This window comes from Amycolatopsis sp. NPDC004747 (assembly GCF_053601335.1).
This window is the reverse complement of record NZ_JBSGBQ010000034.1, coordinates 22,411-46,235: the sequence shown is the minus strand read 5'-3', so window position 1 is coordinate 46,235 and position 23,825 is coordinate 22,411. Positions and strand designations below refer to the sequence as shown.

Below are 23,825 nucleotides of genomic sequence, written 5' to 3'. Positions count from 1 at the left end.
ATAAGCTGCCGCTCGTCGTATCGCGACGGCATTCCGGCGACAGAGCCTGGTGGTTGCCGTCCGCACAGGGTTACCTGACGACAGCGATTCCGGAAACCGGCCACGAGTCGGCCGACCGGACCAACGGGAACCCGGCCGAACGGCCGAGTGCCCGTCCCCGGACACCAGAGCGAGGACTTTCGTGCTTGATCGGCAGCGCACACGGCGTGAGTCACCCCACGCCGTCCGCGTCGAGGACGTCATCCCGGCCGAGATCCTGGACGGCGTGGCCGACGCCGACCGCGACCACCTCGAGCAGGTCTTCCGCGACCCGCAGCGGTTCCTGCCGTCGCGGACCGAGCCGGCCCGCGAGCCCGAGCAGGCCGAGGACGCCGGCGAGCCGGAAAGCCGGTTCGCGCGCCGCGCGAAGCTCACCGGGCTCGTCGCCGCGGGCGCCCTCGTCGCCGGCGCGGTGGTCGCCGCGCCGATGCTGACCAGTTCGCACCGCGCCGCTTCGCCCTCCGGCGGGCAGTCCACGCCCGCCGGGTTCACCGGCGCGGCGGAGCTCGGCGGCCTCGCCGTGCCGCAGCACCAGGCCGGTGGCAGCGCGCCCGAGCGGCACAGCCCGGCGACGCCGGACACGCCCGCCGAGGACACGCGGGCCACCCAGCCGTCGAGCGGCACCCCGCGGACCGAGCCGGCACCCGCCGCGACGGCCCCGGTCCCGGACAAGGCCGCCGACGCGCGCAGCGCGAGCCGCAAGATCCAGGCCGTCAAGGACTTCTACGCCAAGATCGCCCGTGACTCGGCAGGCGCGCTGGCGCTGCTGAGCCCGGCGCTGGTCGACGGCACGGCCGGCGAGCTGGTCCGCACCTGGAGCGCGATGGACGCCATCGACGTCCAGGAGGCCGACACGCAGATCAAGCCGGACGGCTCGATCCTCGCGGTCGCGACCCTGCACCGGCCGGACGGCGCGCTGGTGCGCGTCACCCAGCTGTTCCGGGTGGCCGACACGGGTGGGCTGATCACCGAAGCCGAGCTCGTCTCGGCCCAATACATGTAGCCCACGGCGATCACCCCTTCACCCCTGGTTCAAGTGCCCGTGCCGAATTCGTGTGCGCAGAGTGAGCGCCTAGCCTTGTCACGGGCCGGTCTCGGAAAAACCGGCTCAGAGCCCACGACATGTGCATACGCTCCAGCGAAGCGGCGTGATCGTGGCCGCGTCACCAGGCAACGATCCGCACGCCCTGGTGAAGCCGGAGCCCAAAGGGAGGTCGCGTGAGCGACGAGGGTCGTCTGGTCGCCGATCGGTACCGCATCGTCGGCCGGATCGGCACGGGCGCGATGGGGGCCGTCTGGCAGGCGCACGACGAGGTCCTGGGCCGCACCGTGGCCATCAAGCAGCTCCTGCTCCAGCCGCACCTGGACCAGCACGACGCCGAGGACGCCCGCCAGCGGACGATGCGCGAGGGCCGGATCGCGGCCCGGCTGCACCACCCCAACGCGATCTCCGTCTTCGACGTCGTCACCGACGACAACGGCCAGCCGTGCCTGATCATGGAGTACCTCAACTCCACCAGCCTGGCCGCCGTGCTGCAGGAGCGCCGCACGCTGCCGCCGACCGAGGTGGCGCGCATCGGCGCCCAGGTCGCCGCGGCGCTGCGCGAGGCCCACGCGGTCGGGATCGTGCACCGCGACATCAAGCCGGGCAACATCCTGCTCGGCGGCAACGGCGTCGTGAAGATCACCGACTTCGGCATCTCCCGGGCCAAGGACGACGTCACGGTCACGAAGACCGGGATGATCGCCGGCACCCCCGCCTACCTGGCCCCCGAGGTCGCGATCGGCGGCGAGCCCGGGCCGGAGTCCGACGTCTTCTCCCTCGGCTCGACGCTCTACGCGGCGTGCGAGGGCCAGCCGCCGTTCGGGCTGTCCGAGAACACGCTGAGCCTGCTGCACGCGGTCGCGGCGGGGCAGATCAACCCGCCGCGCCAGTCCGGGCCGCTGGCCAGCGTGCTGGCCGTGCTGCTGCACCCGGACGTCGAGCACCGGCCGACCGCCGAGGAGTGCGAAGAGCTGCTCGCGGCGGTCGCTCGCGGCGAGACGCCGCTCGGCGGCCCCGCGGACGAGACCATGATGGCGCCGTCCGCCGGTGTCCTCGGCGCGGCCGCCGTCGCCGACCCGAACGCCACGCAGATGTTCGACGAGATCCCCGCGGGTCACTCGGGCACGCTGCTCAGCGGCGGCGGTGCCCCGACGCAGGCCGTGCCGTTCTACGACGAGGACGACTACCCGGAGGCCACCGGCTACCCGGAGGACGACTACGACGGGTACGACCACTACCGCGAGGACGACCACCACGCCGCCGGTGGCGTGCCGCCCGGGCTGGCCGCGACCCGCGCCGTGCCGGTGCCGCCGCACGAGCACGGCGGGTACGAGGACGACTACGAAGATTACGACGACGAGCCCGAGCCGCCCCCGGCCCGGTCGCGTCCGCAGCTGAGCCCGGTCGACGACGAGGACGACAAGCCCGGCGCGTGGAAGCGCCCGGCGATCATCGGCGGCATCGTGGTCGTCGGCCTGGTCGCGCTCGTCGTCTGGCTGCTGAGCCCGAACAACCCGGAGGCGCCGGCCGCGCCGGTGTCCAGCAACAAGCCGTCGCCGGCCGCGACGTCGTCGTCGGCGCCGTCCACGACGGATTCGCCGTTCAGCACGGCGGAGGTGCCGCCTCCGGTGACCGAGTCGACGTCCTCGTCGAAGCGGGCGACCACGTCGCGCGCCAGCGAAACGCCGACGACCACGCCGTCGAAGACGACTTCGGCGACGAAGCCGACGGAAACGTCAACTCCGGACACGAAGCCGACCGACACGTCGGCAGCCAGCACAGGCCCCAGCACGCCCGCAGGCGGATGATCGAGGACCCGATTTGAGTTCCGAAGGCACCATCGTCGGCGGCCGGTTCCGGCTGGACCAGCCGATCGGCCGCGGCCGCGCGGGCATCGTGTGGCTGGCGTTCGACACGCGGCTGTTCCGCACCGTCGCGATGAAGCGGATGTACCTGCCGGTCGGCGCGGGTGAGCGCGCCGAGCAAGCGCGCGCCGCCGCCATGCAGGAGGGCAAGGACGCCGCCCGGATCGAGCACCCGTGCGCGATCAAGGTGTTCGACGTGCTGCCCGACGGCCAGGACGTCTGGCTGGTGATGGAGTACATCCCGTCGCGCAGCATGGCGACCTTCCTCGCCGAGCACGGCAGGCTCACCCCCGACCAGGCGGCGCAGCTGGGCATCCAGCTCGGCAACGCGCTGACCGCCATCCACGCGGCCGGGTTCGTGCACCGCACCCTCGAGCCCGGCACGGTGCTCCTGGCCGACGACGGCGGCGTCAAGCTCACCGACATCGGCATCAGCGGCGGCGGCCCGAACCCGGCGTACGTGGCGCCCGAGGTGTCACGCGGGCTGCCGGGCACGCCGGCGGCGGACGTCTTCTCCCTCGGCGCGACGCTCTACACCTCCGTGGAGGGCGTGCCGCCGTTCGGGGACGACGGCCAGTCGTCCGAACGCCCGCCGCAGAACTCCGGCGTCCTCACCGAGGCGCTGCGCAAGATGCTGCGCCCGGACCCGACCACCCGGCCGACGATGGCGGACACCGTCCACTCGCTGAAGGCGATCACCGAAGGCCGCGAAACGGCGTTCATCCCGCCGACCGCGCCGCCGATGCCGACCATGCCGGTCGGCTGGCCGGCGGGGCCGGGCGGTCCCCCGGTGCCGCCGCCGGGCCCCTCCTACCCGGCCGGGCCGATGCCGCCGTCGGGCCCGCAGTTCCAGCAGCAGATCCCGCTGACGCCGCCGCCCGGCTACCCGCAGGGGGCGACGCAGCAGATCCCGCCGGTCCCGCACGCTCCCCAGGCGACGCAGTACGCGCCGCCGCCCGTCGCCGCGGCGCAGCCGGGCCAGGAGTGGAACCTGCCGGTGTCGAAGAAGACGCTGGTCACCGTGGCCGCGATCCTCGCCGCGGTGCTGGTCGGCATCCTCGTCACGGAGCTGTTCTTCGTCTGAGCCGGGCAGCGGCGTGCCGGGTGCGGACATCCGCACCCGGCAGGCGCCCCTTCAGCTCACGGATCGACCACGATCACGCAGGTGTAGGTCCCCGGTTCGAGGTCCTTCGCGGTGACGGAACCGTCGCCGCCGGCCCCGGTGGAGCCGCTCGCTACCGTGCAGTCGATGGTCGACGCCGTGCCGCCGTCCACCTGCGAGTTGACGCCGACCGTGAGGTCGGTGAGCGGCGTGTTGTGGAACGCCACGTTCTCGCCGGCGTATGGGGCGGCACCGCAGGTGGCGGTGTTGTCGACCGTCACGGGCTTGTCGTTGCCGTCGACGTGGTAGCCCGCCGGCACCGTCTCGTGGACGGTGTAGCCGCCGAAGGTCAGGCCGTCGAAGCAGGCCACACCGGCGCTGTCGGTGGCCTTGGTGACGCCGTTGACGGTGAAGTTCACCCCGGCGTGCGGGTGGTCGCCCGCGCCGTCGGCGGCGTGCTTGCGCGTCTTCGTCACCTTGATCGCCCCGAGCTGCAGGGTGTTGGTGAACGTGCAGGTGACCGTTTCGCCGACGCTGACGTCGATGTTGGTCACCGGGCTCCCGTCGTCACAGGTGGCGCTGGTGAGCACCCAGTTCGCCGGCACGGTCTCGGCGGCGTTGTAGCCCGAGCCCGCGAGGACGTTGCTGGTGGTGTTGGACTCGCCGTTCTTGAGGGAGAACGCCTTGTTCAACGCCGACGGCCCGCCGGTCAGGGCGAACGAGAAGGACGTGTTCGTCGGGTCCGGCGACGGCACGGTCACCTTCTGGACGACGATCTTGCCGCAGTTGGAGATGTTCACCGGGATCGGCGCGATGAAGTCCTTGAGCGCCGCGGTGAACGAGTCCGACGACCGGCTCTTGAGGTAGGCGCGCCCGAAGCCGGAGCAGCTGTTCGCGGGCAGGATGCCGGAGTCGGTCAGGTTGATCGCCGCTTCACCGAAGGTCCGTGGCGACAGGGTGCGCGGGTTGTTCGGCGCGATCGGGTCGGTGACCGGCGGGGTGTTGATCGACCCCTCGAAGTTGCCGGTCAGCGTGTGCACCTTGTCCCAGCACGGCAGGGAGTTGCTGGCTTCGCAGACCGTCGCGGCGTTGCCCGTGGTGGTCCAGAGGTGGTAGCCGAGCACCGGGTTGACGCCGCCCTGCGAGAGGTCGTACTTGATCAGGACGTCGCCCGCGGTGCGCACCGGCGTCACACCGTTTCCGCTCAGCTGGGTGGACTGGTTGAACTCGAAGTCCATGTTGGTCGTGCCGGTCGGCTCCTGCACCCGCTCCCAGGCGAGGTACAGGAACTCCTTGCCGCCGACGCGCTGGTTCGCGACGTACAGCCGGGTGAGGTCGCTCTTGTTGTTCGGGATCGAGCCGTCGACGACCGTCGGGACGGCGGTGTCCTCCTTGGTGCCCTGGCCGAAGGAGTCGTCGGTCTGGCCGGTCGGCTTGTCGAGCCCCTTGGCGAGGTTGGGCGCGTTGAACCAGTCCTGCGTCTCGTCGTCGAGGACGAGGTTGCCGTCGGCGGCGTCGAACGGGCTGCCGGCGAGGTTCGCTTCGGCCGACGTCAGCGTGCCGAAGGTGAGACAGACGGCGCCCAGCAAGGCGACGCCGGCCCGGCGCCGCATTCTTCTTGTCGCTTTATTGGTCATGGTGATATCTCCCTGCCGAGAAGAGGGATAATCACCGTACGCAACAAAAATGTCGGCTCCCAGGGTCGATCGACCCTATCAGTGCAGGTGGAAGCCTCAACAAGGTAACACTCTGCGTGATCGGATCACGATCAACGCGGCCTATTCGGCGACAATCAACGCGTTCTTTACCGGGCGATAGCCTTGAAAAGAATGGGGCCCGAATTTTTCAGTCAGGCGACTTTCACGGTCGCCGCGCGCATGGCTTCCAGCAGCGTGCGGACGGCCGGGTGACCCCAGGCCCGCGAGGCGACCGCGGCGTGGATCGCGCGGACCGGCTCGGGGTTGCGGAGCCGGCGGACGACCACGCCGGGGTGCTGCGCGCCGAGCCCGAGCCCGAGTTCCGGGATCAGCCCGACGCCGATGCCGGCGGCGATGAACCCCAGCGCCGTCTGGTAGTCCTCGGACTCGACGACGACGTTGGGCGTGAACCCGGCCGACGCGCAGGCGCTGTCCAGGATGTCGCGGCAGACGCCGGGCAGGCCGTCGACACCGACCCACGGCTCCTCGGCGAACTCCGTCAGGTCCAGCACGCGCTTGCGCGCCAGCGGGTGGGCCTTCGGCAGCACGGCGCGGTACGGGTCGTCCAGCAGGTGCACCAGCTCGACCCCCTTGCCCGGCGGGGTCCTGCGCGGGAAGACGGTGATCGCGACGTCGGCGTTGCCCGCTTCGACGTCGGTCATCGGGTCGTCGGGTTCGACGAGCTTGAGGTCGAGGCGCACGCCGGGGTGCTCGCGGCGGACCGCGGCGATCGCCGGCGGGACCAGCGACGCGCCCGCGGTGGCGAAGTAGCGGATCGAGACGCGCCCGATGCGGCCCTCCTTGAGCTCGGTCAGGGCCGCCTCGGCCTTGGCGAGCTCGGCGCTGAGCTTCTCGGCGTGCTCGGACAGCAGCGCACCCGCGGGCGTCGGCCGGACACCGCGGCCGACGCGTTCGAGCAGTTCGGTGCCCGCCTCGCGTTCCAGCGCGGACAGCTGCTGACTGATCGCCGACGGCGTGTAGCCGAGGTTGCGGGCCGCCGCGGTGATCGACCCGCTGGTGATGACGGCACGGAGGACCTGCATGCGGCGGACGTCGAGCATGCCGCTGATCGTACAGCTGAGCTTAAGTGTTCCTACAGTTAATTTCGCTTGTCCTTACTTCTGGTCCGGGCTTAGCTGACGTCGGCCGTCGAAGGAGGACTTGGGGTGGGCGAGACGAAGACCCTGCTCAGGATCGGTGCGCTGGCGCTGATGTGGGGCTCGAGCTTCTTCTGGATCAAGCTGGGGCTGGGGATGTTCTCGCCGGTGCAGCTGGTGCTGGCGCGGCTGGTGCTCGGCGCCGCGATGCTGCTGGTGCTGTGCCGCCTGCAGCGCGCCCGCCTCCCGCGCGACCGCCGGACGTGGGGACACCTCGCGGTCGCGGCGTTCTTCCACAACGCGCTGCCGTTCCTGCTGTTCGCGATCGGCGAGACGACGGTCGATTCGGGCATCACCGGCGTGCTCAACTCGACGACGCCGCTGTGGGTGCTGCTGGCGGCACCGCTGATGGGGACGTCGTCGCGGCTGACCGGGACACGCCTGGCCGGCCTGGTCGCCGGCCTCGGCGGGATCCTGCTGATCTTCGCGCCGTGGCAGGCATCGGGCCTGCTGAGCTGGGGCGCACTGGCCTGCCTCGCGGCGGCGGCGAGCTACGGCTTCGCGTTCGTCTACGAAGGCAAGTACCTGTCCTCGCCGACGTCTTCGCCGTACGCGGTCTCGGCCGGGCAGATGCTCCTGGCGAGCGGGATGCTGGTGCTGGCCCTGCCGGCCGGCGGGCTGACGCCGGTCCACGTCTCCACCGGGCCGCTGCTGGCGGTGCTGGTGCTGGGGATCGGCTCGACGGGGATCGCCTTCGCGCTGAACTACCAGCTGCTCGCGAGCGAAGGCGCGGTGGCGGCTTCGGTGGTCGGGTACCTGTTGCCGGTGGTGTCGGTGCTGCTGGGAGCGGTGTTCCTGGGCGAGCAGCTGCACCTGCGGGTGATCGCGGGGATGGTGGTCGTGCTGGGCGGGGTGGCCCTGACGCGGCTGCAGAAGCCGGAGCGAGAGGCTTCGGACGGGTCCGGTGACCGAGCGGATGGGCTTGGTGACGACACCGCCGGACGCGAGACGCGGCCTCTCGCTCCTCTGGCGGACTGACCCCTCAGACGAGACGGCGGTCCGAGGCCCAGCGCGAGAGCTCGTAGCGGTTCGAGAGCTGGGTCTTGCGCAGCACGCTCGAAACGTGCGTCTCCACCGTCTTCACCGAGATGAACAGCTCCGACGCGATCTCCTTGTACGCGTACCCCCGGGCCAGCAGGCGCAGGACGTCGCGCTCCCGGGGCGTCAGCAGGTCCAGCTCCGGGTCGTTGATCGGGGCCGAGCCCGGGCGGTCGGCGAACGCGTCCAGGACGAAGCCCGCCAGGCGCGGGGAGAACACCGCGTCGCCGTCCGACACGCGGACCACCGCGCGGACCAGTTCCTTCGACGAGATCGTCTTCGTGACGTAGCCGCGGGCGCCCGCGCGGATGACCGCGATGACGTCCTCGGCCGCGTCCGAGACCGAGAGCGCCAGGAACACCACGTCCGGCAGCTCCGGACGGACCCGGCGCAGCACCTCGGCGCCGCCGCCGTCGGGCATGTGGACGTCGAGGAGCACCACCTGCGGCTTCGTGCGAGCGATGCCGGCCACGGCTTCGGCCACCGAACCGGCCTCGCCGACCACCCGGACCTCGTCGGTGATCGAGTCGAGCTCGGTGCGCACCCCGGCGCGGAACAACGCGTGGTCGTCGACGAGGAACACCTTGACCGGTTCACGCTGGTTGTCCGTCACGTCGTCGAGCATAGCCGCCTCACGCCGCTCCCTTGCCCGCTTTCACCGGCATGGCGAGCTGCACTTCGGTGCCCTCGCCCGGTGCCGTCCGGACCTTGCAGGTGCCGCCGTGGCGGGTCATCCGGCCGCGGATCGAGTCGGCCAGGCCGTGGCGGTCGTCCGGGACGAGGTCGGGGTCGAAGCCCTTGCCGCGGTCGCGGACGAACACCGTCACCGACGTCGGCTCGACTTCGGCGAAGACGCTGACCTCCTCGACCCCGGCGTGCTTCGCGGCGTTGACGATGGCCTCGCGGGCGGCCTGGACGAGCGCGACCAGCGACTCGTCGAGTTCCGCGTCGCCGACGACGACCTGCCCGACCGAGATCGCGAAGGTGTCCTCGACCTCGCCGCACGCCGTCGCGAGCGCTTCGGACAGCTGGCCGGTCGCTTCCTCGACCTTCTCGGCCGGCTTGCCGTAGCCGTTCGGGCCGTAGAGCCAGCCGCGCAGCTCGCGCTCCTGGCTGCGGGCCAGCCGCGCGACCTCGCGCGGCTGCTCGCTCTGCTTCTGGATCAACGCGAGGGTCTGCAGCACCGAGTCGTGCAGGTGGGCGGCGATCTCGGCGCGTTCGTCGGTGCGGATGCGGGCCTTGCGCTCGTCGGAGAGGTCGCGGACCAGCCGCAGCCAGAACGGCACGGTCAGCACGGCGACGCCGATCAGCGTCGCGAGGACCGCGATCAGCGCGAACTGGACCTGGTCGAGGGTGCCGCTGCGCAGCACGACGACGGTGATGCCGGTGATCACCAGCGCGACGCCGGCCACGATCCGGATGGCGGCCGACCAGCCGCCACCGCCGAGGAGCGCGCCCGCGAAGCCGTCCTTCGCCCCGGTCCGCCAGCGGCGGCGCTGCGACTCGTCGGCCTCCCGCCAGACGACCGCGAGACCGATCATGGCGACGGCCAGCGGCACCGCGACCCAGCCGCTGATGAACCCGGTGAGCGTGCCACTGGCGACGGCGAGGCCGACGCCCAGCGCGATCAGGCCGAACGCCTGCTGGCGTTCCTTCGGCTTCGGCGCCTCCGCAGCTTCCTCGGACTGCTGCTGGACGAACACCCAGAGGAGGCCGTAGGCGAGCAGCCCGGCGCCGTTGAGCGCGGCGAGCAACGCGAACGCCGTCCGCACCCAGAGGACCGGCACACCGAGGTGATCGGCCAGCCCCCCGGCGACCCCGGCGATGGCCCGCCCGGAACGGCGCCGGAACATCTTGGGCGCGGCCGGGTCCGCCGGCTTGATCGCCTGCTCGGCGGGGACGTGGTCGAGGGACTCCTGCACGCCGTCCATGGTCACACGCACGAGGACGCGGTTCCATCCGGGAAACCCCTGATCCAGTGAGCCAGGGGAAACCTCAGGGACCATCCCGGATGTCCCGCCGACCCCGGTGACGCATGCTTCTCGGTATGAGTGGTGCGAGCACGAAGCCGGGGGTCCTGGACGGCTTCGAGGAAACCGTGAAGGACTTCTGGGCCAGCCGGCCGCGGCGGCCGCACGCCGGGCGCAAGCTCGCCGGCGTGGCCGCCGCCATCGGGTACCGGTACGGCCTCGATCCCGTCGTCGTGCGGATCGCGCTGGTGGTCACGACGATCTTCGGCGGCTTCGGCGTTCCCTTCTACCTGCTGGGGTGGCTGTTCCTGCCCGGCGAGAGCGACGAGGTCTCCGGCTTCGAAGGCCTCATCGGGCGCGGCCGGTCGTCGGTTTCGCCCGCCTTCGCCGTCGTGCTCATGGTCCTCACCGTCGTCAGCGCCGGTGGCTCGATCACCGGGTCGTGGTTCGACGGCGGCGGGCTGATCAGCTGCGCCCTCATCGCCGCCGCGCTCTACCTGCTGCACCGCAGCCGCGGCCACGAGAACCGCCCCGCGCCGGTCGTCGCGCGGTCGTCCCACCCGGCCTTCACCGGAAACGGAGCCTTCACCATGACCGACACCGCCGAGGCGCCTTCGCCGGCGCGCGGCTGGGATCCCCTCGCCGCCGACCCGGCCGGCTGGGACCTCCCCGACGCGCCGCAGCCGCAGCCCGCACCGCCACCCGCGCACCACGGCTCGCAGCGAGGTCCGCGGTCGTCGCACCACGGCTCGCAGCTCGGTCCGCGGTCGAAGGTCGGCTCCGCCACGTTCGCCATCGCCGTGCTGACCGCGGGCGGCGCGGTGCTGGCCGCCCTCAACGGCGCCACCTGGTTCACCGCGCAGCACATCATCGGCCTGGTGCTCGGCGTGGTCGGGATCGGCCTGGTCGCCGGCGCGTTCGCCCGCGGCGGCCGCGGCCTGATCGGGCTCGCCATCCCCCTCGCCATCGCCGGGCTGATCCTGACGGCGGCGCCGTTCAAGAACTTCGACGTCCGCGGCGGCGTCGGCGACCTCAACCCGATCCCGCACTCACTGGCCGAGCTGAAGCCGGTCTACCAGCACGCGGCGGGCGACATCGACCTCGACCTGACCAAGCTGCCCGCCGGCGCGCCGTACGCGACGGCGGTGTCCAACGGCGCCGGCGACACCAAGGTCATCGTGCCGGAGAACGCGGACGTCACCTTCGACTGCCACACCGGGGCGGGCGAGGCGTCGTGCTTCGACCGCGATTCGAACGGCATCAGCCAGGACGCGCTGACCGGGACCGACTACGGCCCCGACGGCCCGGGCGGCCAGCAGATCACCCTGAAGGTTTCGAACAGCGTGGGCAACGTGGAGGTGCGGCGTGGCTGACCAGAACCCCTACGCCTACGACGAACCGGCCGACACCCAGCCGGCGAAGCGCGGTGGCGTGGACTTCTTCACCCTGATCTTCGGCATCGCGACGCTGGTGGTGTCGGCGTACGTCCTCTCGGACGGCGCCAGCTGGTTGCCCTCGTTCGACTTCCGCTGGGTGATCGCCGGCGGCGCGGTGTTCGTGGGGCTGATGCTGCTCGGCGCGTCGTTCGGCAGCAAGCGGCGGCGCTGACCCACCCGAAAAACCCTCGAGGCCCCGGATCCCACGCCGGGGCCTCGAGCCTGTCTACAGTGGACTCATTCCCACTCGATGGTGCCCGGCGGCTTGGACGTCACGTCCAGCACCACCCGGTTGACCTCCGCGACCTCGTTGGTGATCCGCGTGGAGATCCGCTCCAGGACGTCGTAGGGCAGGCGCGTCCAGTCCGCGGTCATCGCGTCCTCCGACGACACCGGCCGCAGCACCACCGGGTGCCCGTAGGTCCGGCCGTCACCCTGGACGCCGACGCTGCGGACGTCGGCCAGCAGCACCACCGGGCACTGCCAGATGCTGCGGTCCAGCCCGGCCGCCGTCAGCTCCTCGCGGGCGATCAGGTCCGCCGCGCGGAGGGTGTCGAGCCGCTCCTGGTCGACCGCGCCGATGATCCGGATGCCCAGGCCCGGCCCGGGGAACGGCTGGCGCTGGACGATCGTCTCCGGCAGGCCCAGCTCCGAGCCGACGCGCCGGACCTCGTCCTTGAACAGCAGCCGCAGCGGCTCGACCAGCTCGAACTCGAGGTCGTCCGGCAGGCCGCCGACGTTGTGGTGGCTCTTGATGTTCGCCGTGCCCTCGCCGCCGCCGGACTCGACGACGTCCGGGTAGAGCGTGCCCTGGACCAGGAACTTGTAGTCGCCCTGGGCCTTGAGGTCGCGCTCGGCCTGCTCGAAGACGCGGATGAACTCGCGGCCGATGATCTTGCGCTTCTGCTCCGGGTCGGTGACGCCGGCCAGCGCGTCCAGGAACCGCTCGCGCGCGTCGACGGTCACCAGGTTGACCCCGGTGGCGGCGACGAAGTCGCGCTCGACCTGGGTGCGCTCCCCTGCGCGCAGCAGGCCGTGGTCGACGAACACGCAGGTCAGCCTGTCCCCGATGGCGCGCTGCACCAGCGCCGCGGCCACCGCGGAGTCGACCCCGCCGGACAGGCCGCAGATGGCCCGGCCGTCGCCGATCTGGTCGCTGATCCGCTTGACCTGCTCCTCGACGATCGACGACGTCGTCCACTGCGGTTTGATGCCCGCGATGTCGTGCAGGAACCGGCGCAGCACCTCCTGGCCGTGCGGCGAGTGCGCGACCTCCGGGTGGTACTGGACGCCGGCGAAGCGGCGCTCGACGTCTTCGAAGCCGGCGACCGCGGCGCCGTCCGAAGAAGCGGTGACGACCGCACCCTCCGGGGCCTTGGTGACGCTGTCGTTGTGGCTCATCCAGGCGGGCTGGTGCGCGGGCAGGCCGGCGTGCAGGACGCCGCCGTCACCGGTGACGCGGACCTCGGTGCGGCCGAACTCGCGGACGCCGGTCGGCTCGACGACCCCGCCGAGCGCGCTGGCCAGCAGCTGGTGGCCGTAGCAGATGCCGAACATCGGCACGCCGGCTTCGGTGAGCTTCGGGTCCATGCCCGGCGCGCCTTCGGCGTACACGCTCGAAGGGCCGCCGGACAGGATGATGGCCGCGGGGTTCTTCGCGAGGATCTCTTCGGTGGACGCGCTGTGCGGCACGACCTCCGAGTAGATCTGTGCCTCGCGGACGCGCCGGGCGATCAGCTGCGCGTACTGCGCCCCGAAGTCCACGACGAGAACCGGACCGGTGGGGTTGGGCACCTGGCGCCTCCAGACGAGAAGTGGGTTCGGCCTCCATCGTCCCAGGTGGGCCCGGTCACCCGGGATCCAGGGCGGGCCCTGTCCGCGATCGGGCCTACGGTGCCCGCCATGGCCGTGAACTGGACGAAGGAACTGACCGACCAGCTCGACTTCCACTGGAAGGTGCACACGCGCCCGAAGCTCGAAGGGCTCACCGACGACGAGTACCGCTGGGAACCGGCCCCGGGCTGCTGGACCGTGCGGCCGCGGAAGTCGGACGACGAACCGGGCACCGGCCCGTTCACCATCGACTGGGCCTACCCCGAGCCGGCACCCCCGCCGGTCACGACGATCGCCTGGCGGCTCGGGCACGTCCTGGTCGGCGTGCTGGGCGCGCGGATCGGAGCGCACTTCGGCGGGGCGCCGATCGGCTACGACAGCTACCCCTACCCGGGGACGGCGGCCGAAGCGCTGTCGGAACTGGACAAGCTCTACGCGCAGTGGGCCGCCGGGGTGCGGTCCCTCGACGAGGAGGGGCTGGCGCGGCCGTGCGGCCCGGCGGAGGGGCCGTACGCGAAGTACCCGATGGCGACGCTGGTGCTGCACATCAACCGCGAGGTGATCCACCACTGCGCCGAGGTGCTCCTGCTGCGCGACCTGTACCGGAGCCGGCGACCGGCGGCCTCGGTGTAACACCGAGTCACCGCCCGCCCGATTCACCGGGTACCGAGGGCGGGTCCGGCCGGGGCCCGCCACCGCCGAGGGGGACCCCACGCATGCTCTACCGACTCCGTCCGCAAGGCGCCCTGACCTGGTGCGACGTGCCCGGGTACGTGGTCTGCCGCGCCGACGACGAGCCACCGCCCGACTGGGAACGGCTGTCCTGGCTGCCCGCCGAAGCGCGCGCGTTCAGCAACGACCTCCTGCGGATCGCCGTCCGTTACGGCGCGCAGTCGGGCAGCGGGATCATCCTCGACGCCCGGCACACCGAGGACCTCGGCCGGGCCGACGAGCTGCGGTGCGACCGGATCGCCGCCGCACAGGCCCGGGCGGAGCTGGGCGGCCCGGCCGAGCACCCGGACGAAGACCGGGAGTGGCAGCGCACCGAAGAAGCGGCCCGGCGGGCCGAAGCGGATCTCGCCGAGCTCCTCGCGGTTCCGGTGCAGCCCCACCTGGTCGCACACTGGTGCCGGCTCGGCGGCCACTACCCCGACTGAGCCGCGGGATGCGGTGCGGGCGCCGATGCCCGAAAATCCCCAAGGAGCCCCGCCGGTTGTCACGAGAACCACAGGCCGGAATGCCGTCCCCTCGCCGTCCGTCTTACTTAGCGAAGCTAATGAAAGGACTTGCATGCGAGCGACAGTCATCTACGGCGCCGGCGACGTGCGGGTGGAGACCGTCCCCGACCCGAAACTGGCCGAGCCGACCGACGTCATCCTGAGGGTCGTCCGGTCCTGCATCTGCGGCAGCGACCTCTGGCCGTACGCCGACATGGCGCCGAGCGAGCACGGCCGCCGGATCGGGCACGAGTTCCTCGGGATCGTCGAGGAGACCGGCGCGGACGTCACCACCGTCACCAAGGGCGACCTCGTCATCGCCCCCTTCGTCTACTCCGACAACACCTGCCAGTTTTGCCGCGAAGGCCTGCAGACGTCGTGCGTGCACGGCGGGTTCTGGGGCGCGAAGGGCGTCGACGGCGGCCAGGGCGAGGCCGTGCGCGTGCCGCAGGCCGACGGCACCCTCGTCAAGGTGCCGCACACCGAGGACGACGGGCTGCTGGCGTCGCTGCTCACGCTGTCGGACGTCTTCCCGACCGGCCACCACGCCGCGACGAAGGCGCGGGTCACGAAGGGCCAGAACGTCACCGTGATCGGCGACGGCGCGGTCGGCCTCTCCGCCGTCCTCGCCGCGAAGCGCCTCGGCGCCGAGCGGATCGTCCTCATGGGACGCCACCGGGCGCGGACGGACCTGGGCCGCGAGTTCGGCGCGACCGACGTCGTCGCCGAGCGCGGCGAGGAGGGCATCGCGAAGGTCCGCGAGCTGACCGGCGGCGAGGGCACCCACGCCGTCCTCGAATGCGTCGGCACCAAGCCCGCCTTCGAGATGGCCGTCGGGGTCGTGCGCGCGGGCGGCGCGGTCAGCCGCGTCGGCGTCCCGCAGTACGAGGAGGGCCCGATCGGCCCGGCGCTGTTCCGGCGGAACGTCACCGTCACCGGCGGCGTCGCCCCGGCCCGGCACTACATCCCCGAGCTGCTGCCGGACGTCCTCGACGGCAGGTACCAGCCGGGCAGGGTCTTCGACCGCACCATCGGCGTCGAAGAAATCCCCGGCGGCTACCGCGCGATGGCGGACCGCGAAGCGCTGAAGGTGCTCATCAAGCCGTGACCCGTCCGGGTGGGGGTCCGCCGGCCGCACCCCCACCCGGATTACGTTGGTACGCATGGACATGATCACCCCCGAGCCGCGCCCCGCCTGGATCGCCGGCCGCCCCGAGCCGGGCGCCACCACCCTCGTCGTGCACCACCCGTACGACGGCAGCGAGGTCGCCACGGTCGCCGTGCCCGGGCCGGACCAGGTCGAACGCGCGGTGGCCGCCGCGGCCTCGGTCGCGCGCGAGTTCCGCGGCACGCCGGCGCACGTCCGGGCGGGCGCGCTCGACCACGTCTCGCGCGTGCTCGCCGCCCGGGCCGAGGAGATCGCCGAGGTGATCACCGCCGAAAACGGCAAACCGCTCAAGTGGGCCGAGGCCGAGGTCAAGCGCGCGGTGTCGGTGTTCCGGATCGCCGCCGAGGAGGCCCGCCGCTTCACCGGCGAAGTCCAGCGCCTCGACACCGATCCCGCGGGCGAGGCGCGGCTGGCGCTGACCCGCCGCGTCCCGCGCGGGCCCGTGCTCGGCATCGCGCCGTTCAACTTCCCGCTCAACCTGGTGGCGCACAAGGTGGCGCCGTCGCTGGCGATCGGCGCGCCGATCATCGTCAAGCCCGCGCCGCGGACGCCGTTGTCGGCGCTCATCCTCGGCGAAATCCTGGCCGAGACGGATCTGCCGGAGGGCGCGTTCTCCGTGCTGCCACTGGGGAACGAGGAGACACAGGCGCTCGTCGCCGATCCGCGGCTGCCGGTCGTGTCGTTCACCGGCTCCGGCCCGGTCGGCTGGTCGCTCAAGGACGCCGCGCCGCGCAAGCACGTCGTGCTCGAGCTCGGCGGCAACGCGGCGGCGGTCGTGCTGCGCGACTGGCCCGACCCCGAAGGCGCCGCGCACCGCATCGCCACCTTCGGCAACTACCAGGCCGGCCAGTCCTGCATCGCCGTGCAGCGGGTGATCGTCGACGCCGCGGTGGCCGAGGAGTTCGTGCCCGCGCTGGTGGAAGCCGTCGAGGCGCAGCGCACCGGCGACCCGTACGACCGCAACACCGACGTCGGCCCGGTGGTCGACGAAGCCGCCGCGGAACGGATCGTCGCGTGGATCGACGAGGCCGTCGAGGCCGGGGCGAAGGTGCTCACCGGCGGCACCCGCGACGGCGCGACCGTCGCCCCGACCCTGCTCACCGACGTCCCGCCGGACACCAAGGCCTGGAGCGAGGAGATCTTCGGCCCGGTGCTCGCGGTGTCCATTGTGGAGGGAGTGGACGAGGCCTTCCGCTCGGTCAACGAATCCGCGTACGGCCTCCAGGCGGGCGTCTTCACCACCGACGTCCAGCTGGCGTTCCACGCCTCGGCCGAGCTGGAGGTCGGCGGCGTGATCATCGGCGACGTGCCGTCCTACCGCGCCGACCAGATGCCGTACGGCGGCGTCAAGGGATCCGGCGTCGGCCGCGAAGGCGTCCTGGCCGCGATGCACGACCTGACCGAAGAGCGGGTCACCGTCTTCACCGGTATCGACCTCTAGCTGTTGACGCCCTGCCCGAACCGGAAGACGTTGTGGGGGTCGTACTTGCTCGCGACGTCCTGCAGCCGCTTCGCGTTGTCGCCGTAGTAGGCGGTCTTCCAGTCGGGCAGGGCCGGGTCGATGTAGTTGACGTACCCGCCGCCCGCGCCGGCCGCGGCCAGGCCCGCGACGGCTTCGCCGACCGTCTGCGTGACCTTCGTCCGGGTCTTCGCCGTCGCGGGCGCGTAGACCTGGACGCTGGCCAGTGCGTCGCGGTGCCAGAACGCGGTGGCGTCCTTGGCCGGCCCGGCGACCGCGCCGCCGAGACCGTCGATGAGCAGGTCCATGCCCTGCCTGCCGTCGGCGACCGCGACGACCTTCGCGGCGTCGACCGGGGTGGTGATCATCCGCGAGGACGCGATGAACGACTGGCGGTTCGAGCTGCCTTCGAAGTACTTCATGGCCCCGAGGTAGTCCAGGGTCTTCACCAGGCGCTGCGTCGGCCGGGCGCCTGCGTTGGTGGTCAGGTTGTTGAGCAGCGTGTTCAGCCCGGCGGCGTCCCCGACGTAGCAGCCGCCGACGCGGCACTGCACCGGCGAGCCGCCCGAGAGGACTAGGTTCGCCCAGAGCTCCGGCGGCATCGCGGCGATCCACTGCTGCCACGCGGCGAGCACGCCGCTCGCGGCCCCGGCCGGGAAGTGCAGTGAGAACACCGTCAGCTGCGGTGGCGCCGGGTCGGTGTCGAAGGTGAACTCGGTGACGATGCCGAAGTTGCCGCCGCCCCCGCCGCGCAGCGCCCAGAACAGGTCCGGTTCGGACCCGGCGGAGGCGGTGAGCTCCCGGCCGTCGGCGGTGACGACCTGCGCGGAGCTCAGGTGGTCGCAGGTCAGGCCGTACTTGCGGGCGAGCACGCCGATGCCGCCGCCGAGGGTCAGCCCGGCGATCCCGACGGTCGGGCAGGACCCGGCGGGCAGCGCGCGCCCGGCCCGCGCCAGCGCCGCGTAGACGTCCTTCAGCTTCGCGCCGGCACCGATCACGGCCTTGCCGCCCTGGACGTCGACCTTGTTCAGCGCGGCGACGTCGACCACCAGCCCGCCGACGGGCACCGAGTAACCGGCGTAGCTGTGGCCGCCGCTGCGCGCGGCGATCGTGACGCGGCCGGCGGCCGCCCGGAGGCAGGCCTGGACGTCCTGGGTGGTCGACGCGGTCACCACGGTGACCGGGTTGTTGCCGTCGAACAGCTGGTTGAAGCCGTGTTTGACGGTGTCGTAGCCGTCGGTGCCCGGCCGCAGCAGCGCGCCGGTCAGCTGGGTGCGCAGCTCGTCCCAGTTCGGTGGCCCGGTCGGCAGCCCGGTGCTGGGCGGGGCCGAGGTCGAGGTCGCCGGGGCGGTCGAGGCGACCGGGGCCGCGGGGTTCGGCGGCCCGCAGGCGGCGGCGACCGCACCGGCCGCCGAGACGCCCGCGACCCGCAGGAACGTCCGGCGGCGGACGCCGGGCCGCCCCTGGTCGTGCTCACTGTCCACAGCGGACTCCTCGGTGCCGGGAACGCCCAGTGTAGAGCGGGCGCAAGGCCTTCACCGGGCGGAGCGGGCCGGTCACGCCCAGGCGGGGATCCGGGGCACGGCACAGTCGAGGGCGGCGCCGTCGGAGCGCCCGCTGAGCCAGGCCAGCAGCGCCCCGGCCGAGCCGCGGACGGTCGTCTTCGGGTCCGTGCCCATCGTCCACTCGAACCCGTCGGCGGCCAGGCGCAGCGCCGGCAGGTGGGCTCCGCGCGAGGTGATGGCGTGCTGGACGACGTCCTCGGTGAGCGGGCCGAGCAGCGCGAGCACGCGGTCGAGGTCGTAGCCGCGGTCGAGGTCGGCGAGGTGGATGGTCAGCTCGGACAGCCGCATCCGCGCGACTACGGCCCCGGTGACGGGATCGCCCTGCCGGTTGCGGGCTTCGCGCGCCCAGGCGTCGTCCGGCAGCGCGGCGGCGTACTGCTCGAACCGCCCGGCCGACGCGACGAAGTCCGCGAGCAGGTCGGCGGCCGCCTGCCGGGAGCCGGTTTCGATGTCCCGCTCACGGGCTTCGGCACTCGGGTACATCGGCGTTTCGACGCCGGTGTTCGCCCAGGTCAGCAGGTTCTGCAGGCCATCGGCGTTGCGGGCGACGTGCGCGAGCACGTGCGCCCGCGACCAGCCGGGCAACGCGCTGGGCGCACGCAGCTCGGGTTCGCCGAGGCCGCCGATGGCCCGCGCCCATTCGTCGTCGAGCTTCCGGATGCCGTCGAGCAGCGCGTGTGCCTTCTCCGATGCCGTCGTCACGGCCTCGATCTTAGGACCGCCGCAGGGCCGCCGGGGCGTCCGCGGGGACGGCCGGGTTCTTCGGCGCGATCGGCTCCAGCCGGGCGTACGGCGCGTCCTGCGCGGGCCGCAGGTCCTCTTCGCCCTTGTTCGGCCAGAAGGAGAACGCGCGCTCGGCCTGGGCCGTGATCGTCAGCGACGGGTTCACGCCGAGGTTGGCGGTGATCGCCGCGCCGTCCACCACCGACAGGCCCGGGTAGCCGAACACGCGGTGGTACGGGTCGATGACGCCTTCCTCGGCGGACGAACCGATCGGGACGCCGCCGATGAAGTGCGCGGTCAGCGGGATGTCGAAGATCTCGCCCCAGGTGCCGCCGGCGATGCCGCCGATGTGCTCGGCCGTGCGCTCGTTGGCCTCGTGCCCCGCCGGGATGAAGCTCGGGTTCGGCTCCCCGTGCCCCTGCTTGGACGTGTACTTGCGGCGGCCGAACAGCCCGCGTTTCGTGTACGTGGTGATCGAGTTGTCCAGGCTCTGCATCACCAGCAGGATCACCGTGCGCTCGCTCCAGCGGTAGCCGTTGAGCAGCTTCGCCGCCTGGACCGGGTGCTTGAGCATGAACGTGACCGCCTGCCGCCACCGCGGCACCGGCGAGGCGCCGTCCGTCGCGATCGTCTGCAGCAGGCTCATCGCGTTGCTGCCCTTGCCGTAGCGGACCGGCTCGATGTGGGTGTTCTCGTCCGGGTGGATCGACGAGGTGATCGCGACGCCGCGGCTGAAGTTCCGGCTCTCGTCGACGTCGGTGCGGGCCGCGCCGATGATGGCCTCGGAGTTCGTGCGGGTCAGCTCGCCGAGCCGGCGCGACAGCCGCGGCAGCGTGCCCGTGTCCTTCATCCGGTGCAGCAGGTTCTGGGTGCCCCAGGTCCCGGCGGCGAAGACGACCTTCTCGGCGGTGATCGTCGTGCGGAACTTCTTGGAGGTGGTCCCGGTCTTCTTGAGGCCGACTTCGTAACCGCCGTCGATCGGCCGCACGGACGTCACCGTCGTCAGCGGGATGACCTTCGCGCCGTCCTGCTCGGCGAGGTAGAGGTAGTTCTTGACCAGCGTGTTCTTCGCCCCGACGCGGCAGCCGGTCATGCAGGAGCCGCATTCGGTGCAGCCGACGCGCTCGGGGCCGGCGCCGCCGAAGTACGGGTCGGCCGCCTTCTCCCCCGGCTTGCCGAAGTAGACGCCGACGGGCGTCGGGTGGAACGAGCCGGCGACGCCCATGTCCTTCGCGACCTCGCGCATCACGACGTCCGACGGGGTGATCGTCGGGTTCGTGACGACGCCGAGCATGCGGCTCGCCTGGTCGTAGTGCGGGGCGAGCTCGGCCTCCCAGTCTGTGATGTGCGCCCACTGCCGGTCGCGGTAGAACGGCTCGAGCGGCCGGTACAGCGTGTTCGCGTAGACCAGCGAGCCGCCGCCGACACCGGCGCCCGCCAGCACCATGACGTCGTTGAGCATGTGGATGCGCTGGATGCCGTAGCAGCCGACCTGCGGCGCCCACAGGTAGCGCTTCAGGTCCCACGACGTCTTCGCGAACTCGTCGTCGGCGAACCGGCGGCCGGCCTCGACGACGGCTACCCGGTAGCCCTTCTCGGTTAGCCGCAGCGCCGCGACGCTGCCGCCGAACCCCGACCCCACCACGACGACGTCGTAGTCGGGGCCACCCGCGCTGGTGGTGGTGTTACTGGCAGTCACACCTGGAGCGTAACTCCGGCTCAGCGTTCTGACCAGAGGTAAGTTACTCGCCGGTTATGGTTGTCCGACGACAACAGTGGGTAATCTCAACGGTGGTCGATGTCCACGTCGGCGAATCACCGCCGGTCGGGACACAAGGGCGGGAGACACCAGGATGAGCCCACGAACGCTCACCGGTTGGCGCAAGTCGAGCCACAGCCACTTCGAAGAGAACGCCTGCGTCGAGATCGGCACCGGCCCCGGCGTGGTCGGGGTCCGGGACACCAAGCAAGCGGTGCCCCGGCCGGTCCTCGTCTACTCCGCGGCCGCGTTCGCCGCGTTCCTCGGCCACCTCACCGGCGGACGGTGAGGCCGACCCGCTGGAACTCCTTGAGGTCCGAGTAACCCGTCTTCGCCATCGCGCGGCGCAGCGCCCCGAAGAGGTTCACCACACCTTCCGCGTCCGACGAGGGCCCGAACAGCAGGGTCTTGAGGTCGACCGCGTAGTCGGGGCCCGCCGCCACGCGCGAGCGCGGCAGTGACGGGTGCGCCGCGGCCGCCGTCCAGTACAGGCCCTGACCGGGCGCGTCGGAGGCGGCGGCCAGCGGCGAGCCGAGCATGACGGCGTCCGCGCCGCACGCGATGGCCTTGGCGATGTCGCCCGACACCGTCATGCCGCCGTCCGCGAGCACGTGCACGTACCGGCCGCCGGTCTCGTCGAGGTAGTCGCGGCGGGCGGCCGCGGCGTCGATGATCGCCGTCGCCATCGGGACGCCGATGCCGAGCACGCGGTCGGTGCTCGTCACGCCCGGCGTGTAGCCGTGGCCGACGATGACGCCGGCCGCGCCGGTGCGCATCAGGTGCATCGCGGTGCGGTAGTCGCTGACGCCACCGGCGATGACCGGGACGTCGAGGCGGCCGATGAACTCCTTGAGGTTCAGCGGCTCGGCGTCGCGCTGGACGTGCTCGGCGGAGATGATCGTGCCCTGGACCACGAGGATCTCGACGCCGGCCGCGATCAGGTCCGGGGTCAGCTCGGCGGCGTGCTGCGGGCTGACCCGCGCGGCCACCGTGACGCCGGATTCGCGGACCGTCTTGATCGCCTCGGTCAGCAGGTCGAGCCGGATCGGCGCGGCGTGCAGCTCCTGCAGCACGCGGCCGACGGCGGTCGGGTCTTCGAGGTCCTCGGCCGCGCGGACGAGCTGGAAGATGGCGTCTTCGACGTTCGCGTGCCGCGCCCAGAGGCCCTCGGCGTTCAGCACGCCCAGGCCGCCCAGCTCGCCGACGGCGACCGCGGTGCCGGGCGAGACGATCGCGTCCGTCGGGTGCGTGACGAGCGGCAGGTCGAAGCGGTAGGCGTCGATCTGCCACGAAGTGGACACCACCGAGGACGAGCGCGTCCGCCGCGACGGCACGATCTCGACGTCGTCGAGGTCGTACGCCCGCCGCGCGGTGCGGCCCATCCCGATCTCGACCAGGTCCCGCACGTGAAGCCTCCTCCGACGACGACAATCTGCCGTGCCCCATTGTCGCTAGTCCGCGTGGGTGACCCGCGCACGGGGGTTAGAACAGCAGCAGCACGGGCAGGAATCCGCCCGCGAACCCGGCCGCCGCGCTCAGCGCGGCCACGCCCGGCCGGTCCGCGTCCCCGGCGATGATCGCCGTGAAGAACAGCGCCATGACCGCGACCACCACCGCGAAGACACCGATCGCGACGGGCGAATTCCCGACCTCCACCCGGTGCCCGCCGGCCGTCACGGCCTGCACCGACCGCCCGACCTCGGAGATTTCCAGGCGAACCGGCAGCCCCGGCTCCAGGTCGAGGGCCGCGTCGGGCGAGCTGACGTCGAAGTGCTCGCCGGACGCCGTGCGGAGGACGAGGTCGTACCGCCGGCCTCCCTTGTCGGCCATGTGCTGACCTCGAGCCTCGACGGTGGCTTCTTCCGTCTCGGCCGGCCCACCCGCGTCGAGAACCCCGTACGCCCCCAAGGCCAGCACGGCCCCGGCGAAGGCCGCGCTCACCGCGGGGATGAACAGGTTCCGGGTCACGGCTACACCCGCACGAACACGGCGATCGGTGCCAGGAGCGCGCCCAGCGCCAGCGCCAGCCAGGTCGCCACCGGCGGGTAGACGTTGAGCCGGACCGCGCCGAAGTAGACCGCGCCCAGGGCCAGCAGGCTGGCGATGATCAGCAGCACCGGCCGGACCACGCCGGACCGCAGGTCGACGACGCTGCCGCCGGCGCGCAGGTAGGCGATGCTCCCGTCGGCCGTCGAGACGTCGAGCGTCACCGGCTGGCCCGCCTGCAGGTCGAGGCCGGCATCCACCGCGGTGACGCGGTAGTGCCGGCCGCCCGCGGCGTCGACCTCGATGGTGTGGCTCTCCGCGTCCTGGTAGCCGCCGACCGGGAGCTCACCGCGCGTGTGGGACGTCACGTGCCCTTCGACGCGGTAGGTCGGCGCGTCCCGGCCGGCCAGGACCTGGCACATCAGGCACACCACGCCGCCGAGGAAGAGGGACACCAGGGCGACGGCCGTGAAGAACCCTCTGCGCAGGACCGTCATGTGTCCTAGTGCACACCACGACTGCCACGCAAGGCGATAGACCGATTACCGTAAGCACGCTGGGTCACGATAACTCAGAGGGAGACCTTCCCCACCGAGTCCGAACGCAGCACCGGCTCCTGCTGGAACTGCTTTTCGTAGTCGGCGCGGAGTGCTTCGATCTTCCGTTCGGCGGGGCTTCCACCGCCCCCGGCGCCTAGCGAGTGCGTGTCACAGCGGCGCTTCCACCGCCCCCGGCGCCTAGCGAGTGCGTGTCACAGCGGCGCTTC

At 72.0% G+C, this 23,825-nt stretch carries 22 protein-coding genes; 11 read left to right on the top strand and 11 right to left on the bottom strand.

Annotated elements, in window-relative coordinates:
• The first annotated feature begins 181 nt into the window (after positions 1-181).
• The 3 genes from ACWEGE_RS38000 to ACWEGE_RS37990 all read left to right on the top strand — a co-directional run bounded on the left by ACWEGE_RS38000 (position 182) and on the right by ACWEGE_RS37990 (position 4,033).
• Entirely contained in the window at positions 182-1,042 is an 861-nt protein-coding gene (locus ACWEGE_RS38000) for a hypothetical protein (protein ID WP_449665314.1), read from the top strand.
• 215 nt (positions 1,043-1,257) lie between these two features.
• A complete protein-coding gene (locus tag ACWEGE_RS37995; protein ID WP_449665313.1) occupies positions 1,258-2,892 on the top strand; it encodes a protein kinase domain-containing protein in 1,635 nt (544 codons plus the stop codon).
• A gap of 13 nt (positions 2,893-2,905) precedes the next feature.
• Entirely contained in the window at positions 2,906-4,033 is a 1,128-nt protein-coding gene (locus ACWEGE_RS37990; RefSeq protein WP_449665312.1) for a serine/threonine-protein kinase, read from the top strand.
• 56 nt (positions 4,034-4,089) lie between these two features.
• Here ACWEGE_RS37990 and ACWEGE_RS37985 read toward each other — a convergent pair whose 3' ends face one another.
• A complete protein-coding gene (locus ACWEGE_RS37985) occupies positions 4,090-5,688 on the bottom strand; it encodes a prealbumin-like fold domain-containing protein (protein WP_449665311.1) in 1,599 nt (532 codons plus the stop codon).
• Between the two features lie 212 nt (positions 5,689-5,900).
• Positions 5,901-6,809, bottom strand: coding sequence for a LysR family transcriptional regulator (locus ACWEGE_RS37980; protein ID WP_449665310.1), 909 nt, complete (start codon positions 6,807-6,809; stop codon positions 5,901-5,903).
• Positions 6,810-6,914: 105 nt separating this feature from the next.
• Here ACWEGE_RS37980 and ACWEGE_RS37975 point away from each other — a divergent pair, with 105 nt between their 5' ends.
• On the top strand, positions 6,915-7,883 hold the full coding sequence (locus ACWEGE_RS37975) for a DMT family transporter (RefSeq protein WP_449665309.1): 969 nt from the start codon (positions 6,915-6,917) through the stop codon (positions 7,881-7,883).
• 4 nt (positions 7,884-7,887) lie between these two features.
• On the opposite strand, the gene ACWEGE_RS37970 is transcribed toward ACWEGE_RS37975, so the two are convergent.
• On the bottom strand, positions 7,888-8,568 hold the full coding sequence (locus ACWEGE_RS37970; protein ID WP_013222701.1) for a response regulator: 681 nt from the start codon (positions 8,566-8,568) through the stop codon (positions 7,888-7,890).
• A gap of 7 nt (positions 8,569-8,575) precedes the next feature.
• On the bottom strand, positions 8,576-9,874 hold the full coding sequence (locus tag ACWEGE_RS37965; protein WP_449665365.1) for a PspC domain-containing protein: 1,299 nt from the start codon (positions 9,872-9,874) through the stop codon (positions 8,576-8,578).
• Positions 9,875-9,990: 116 nt separating this feature from the next.
• Between ACWEGE_RS37965 and ACWEGE_RS37960 the strand changes: the two genes are divergently transcribed.
• Together ACWEGE_RS37960 and ACWEGE_RS37955 are read left to right on the top strand one after the other, a co-directional pair.
• Positions 9,991-11,286, top strand: coding sequence for a PspC domain-containing protein (locus ACWEGE_RS37960; protein ID WP_449665308.1), 1,296 nt, complete (start codon positions 9,991-9,993; stop codon positions 11,284-11,286).
• Positions 11,279-11,521, top strand: a complete 243-nt coding sequence (locus tag ACWEGE_RS37955) for a hypothetical protein (protein ID WP_449665307.1) — start codon at positions 11,279-11,281, stop codon at positions 11,519-11,521. Before ACWEGE_RS37960 ends, ACWEGE_RS37955 begins: the two co-directional genes overlap by 8 nt.
• Positions 11,522-11,586: 65 nt before the next feature.
• Here the strand turns inward: ACWEGE_RS37955 and guaA are convergent, their stop codons facing one another.
• The gene (guaA, locus tag ACWEGE_RS37950) at positions 11,587-13,143 is read right to left on the bottom strand and encodes a glutamine-hydrolyzing GMP synthase (RefSeq protein WP_449665306.1); all 1,557 of its coding nucleotides are present in this window, start codon (positions 13,141-13,143) and stop codon (positions 11,587-11,589) included.
• 108 nt (positions 13,144-13,251) lie between these two features.
• Between guaA and ACWEGE_RS37945 the strand changes: the two genes are divergently transcribed.
• From ACWEGE_RS37945 to ACWEGE_RS37930, 4 genes are all read left to right on the top strand, one after another.
• Positions 13,252-13,815, top strand: a complete 564-nt coding sequence (locus tag ACWEGE_RS37945; RefSeq protein ID WP_449665305.1) for a DinB family protein — start codon at positions 13,252-13,254, stop codon at positions 13,813-13,815.
• 83 nt (positions 13,816-13,898) lie between these two features.
• The gene (locus ACWEGE_RS37940) at positions 13,899-14,339 is read left to right on the top strand and encodes a hypothetical protein (protein ID WP_449665304.1); all 441 of its coding nucleotides are present in this window, start codon (positions 13,899-13,901) and stop codon (positions 14,337-14,339) included.
• 133 nt (positions 14,340-14,472) lie between these two features.
• Positions 14,473-15,507 carry a zinc-dependent alcohol dehydrogenase family protein gene (locus ACWEGE_RS37935; protein WP_449665303.1) on the top strand — a complete coding sequence of 345 codons (1,035 nt, stop codon included), beginning with the start codon at positions 14,473-14,475 and terminating at the stop codon, positions 15,505-15,507.
• Between the two features lie 55 nt (positions 15,508-15,562).
• Positions 15,563-17,008 (top strand): aldehyde dehydrogenase family protein, encoded by a 1,446-nt coding sequence (locus ACWEGE_RS37930; protein WP_449665302.1) that lies wholly within the window; start codon positions 15,563-15,565, stop codon positions 17,006-17,008.
• Here the strand turns inward: ACWEGE_RS37930 and ACWEGE_RS37925 are convergent.
• From ACWEGE_RS37925 to ACWEGE_RS37915, 3 genes are all read right to left on the bottom strand, one after another.
• Positions 17,005-18,510: an FAD-dependent oxidoreductase gene (locus tag ACWEGE_RS37925; RefSeq protein WP_449665301.1), complete on the bottom strand. Its 1,506-nt coding sequence runs from the start codon at positions 18,508-18,510 to the stop codon at positions 17,005-17,007. The two genes, ACWEGE_RS37930 and ACWEGE_RS37925, sit on opposite strands and share 4 nt — an antisense overlap.
• A gap of 72 nt (positions 18,511-18,582) precedes the next feature.
• A complete protein-coding gene (locus ACWEGE_RS37920) occupies positions 18,583-19,293 on the bottom strand; it encodes a maleylpyruvate isomerase N-terminal domain-containing protein (RefSeq protein WP_449665300.1) in 711 nt (236 codons plus the stop codon).
• Between the two features lie 10 nt (positions 19,294-19,303).
• Positions 19,304-21,013, bottom strand: coding sequence for an FAD-dependent oxidoreductase (locus ACWEGE_RS37915; RefSeq protein WP_449665299.1), 1,710 nt, complete (start codon positions 21,011-21,013; stop codon positions 19,304-19,306).
• Positions 21,014-21,167: 154 nt separating this feature from the next.
• On the opposite strand from ACWEGE_RS37915, the gene ACWEGE_RS37910 reads away from it, so the two are divergent.
• Entirely contained in the window at positions 21,168-21,362 is a 195-nt protein-coding gene (locus ACWEGE_RS37910) for a DUF397 domain-containing protein (protein WP_449665298.1), read from the top strand.
• Here the strand turns inward: ACWEGE_RS37910 and ACWEGE_RS37905 are convergent.
• The 3 genes from ACWEGE_RS37905 to ACWEGE_RS37895 all read right to left on the bottom strand — a co-directional run bounded on the left by ACWEGE_RS37905 (position 21,346) and on the right by ACWEGE_RS37895 (position 23,556).
• Positions 21,346-22,479 (bottom strand): GuaB3 family IMP dehydrogenase-related protein, encoded by a 1,134-nt coding sequence (locus tag ACWEGE_RS37905; protein ID WP_013222686.1) that lies wholly within the window; start codon positions 22,477-22,479, stop codon positions 21,346-21,348. The two genes, ACWEGE_RS37910 and ACWEGE_RS37905, sit on opposite strands and share 17 nt — an antisense overlap.
• A gap of 76 nt (positions 22,480-22,555) precedes the next feature.
• On the bottom strand, positions 22,556-23,041 hold the full coding sequence (locus ACWEGE_RS37900) for a hypothetical protein (protein ID WP_449665297.1): 486 nt from the start codon (positions 23,039-23,041) through the stop codon (positions 22,556-22,558).
• 2 nt (positions 23,042-23,043) lie between these two features.
• Entirely contained in the window at positions 23,044-23,556 is a 513-nt protein-coding gene (locus ACWEGE_RS37895; RefSeq protein ID WP_449665296.1) for a hypothetical protein, read from the bottom strand.
• Between the last annotated feature and the right edge of the window lie 269 nt (positions 23,557-23,825).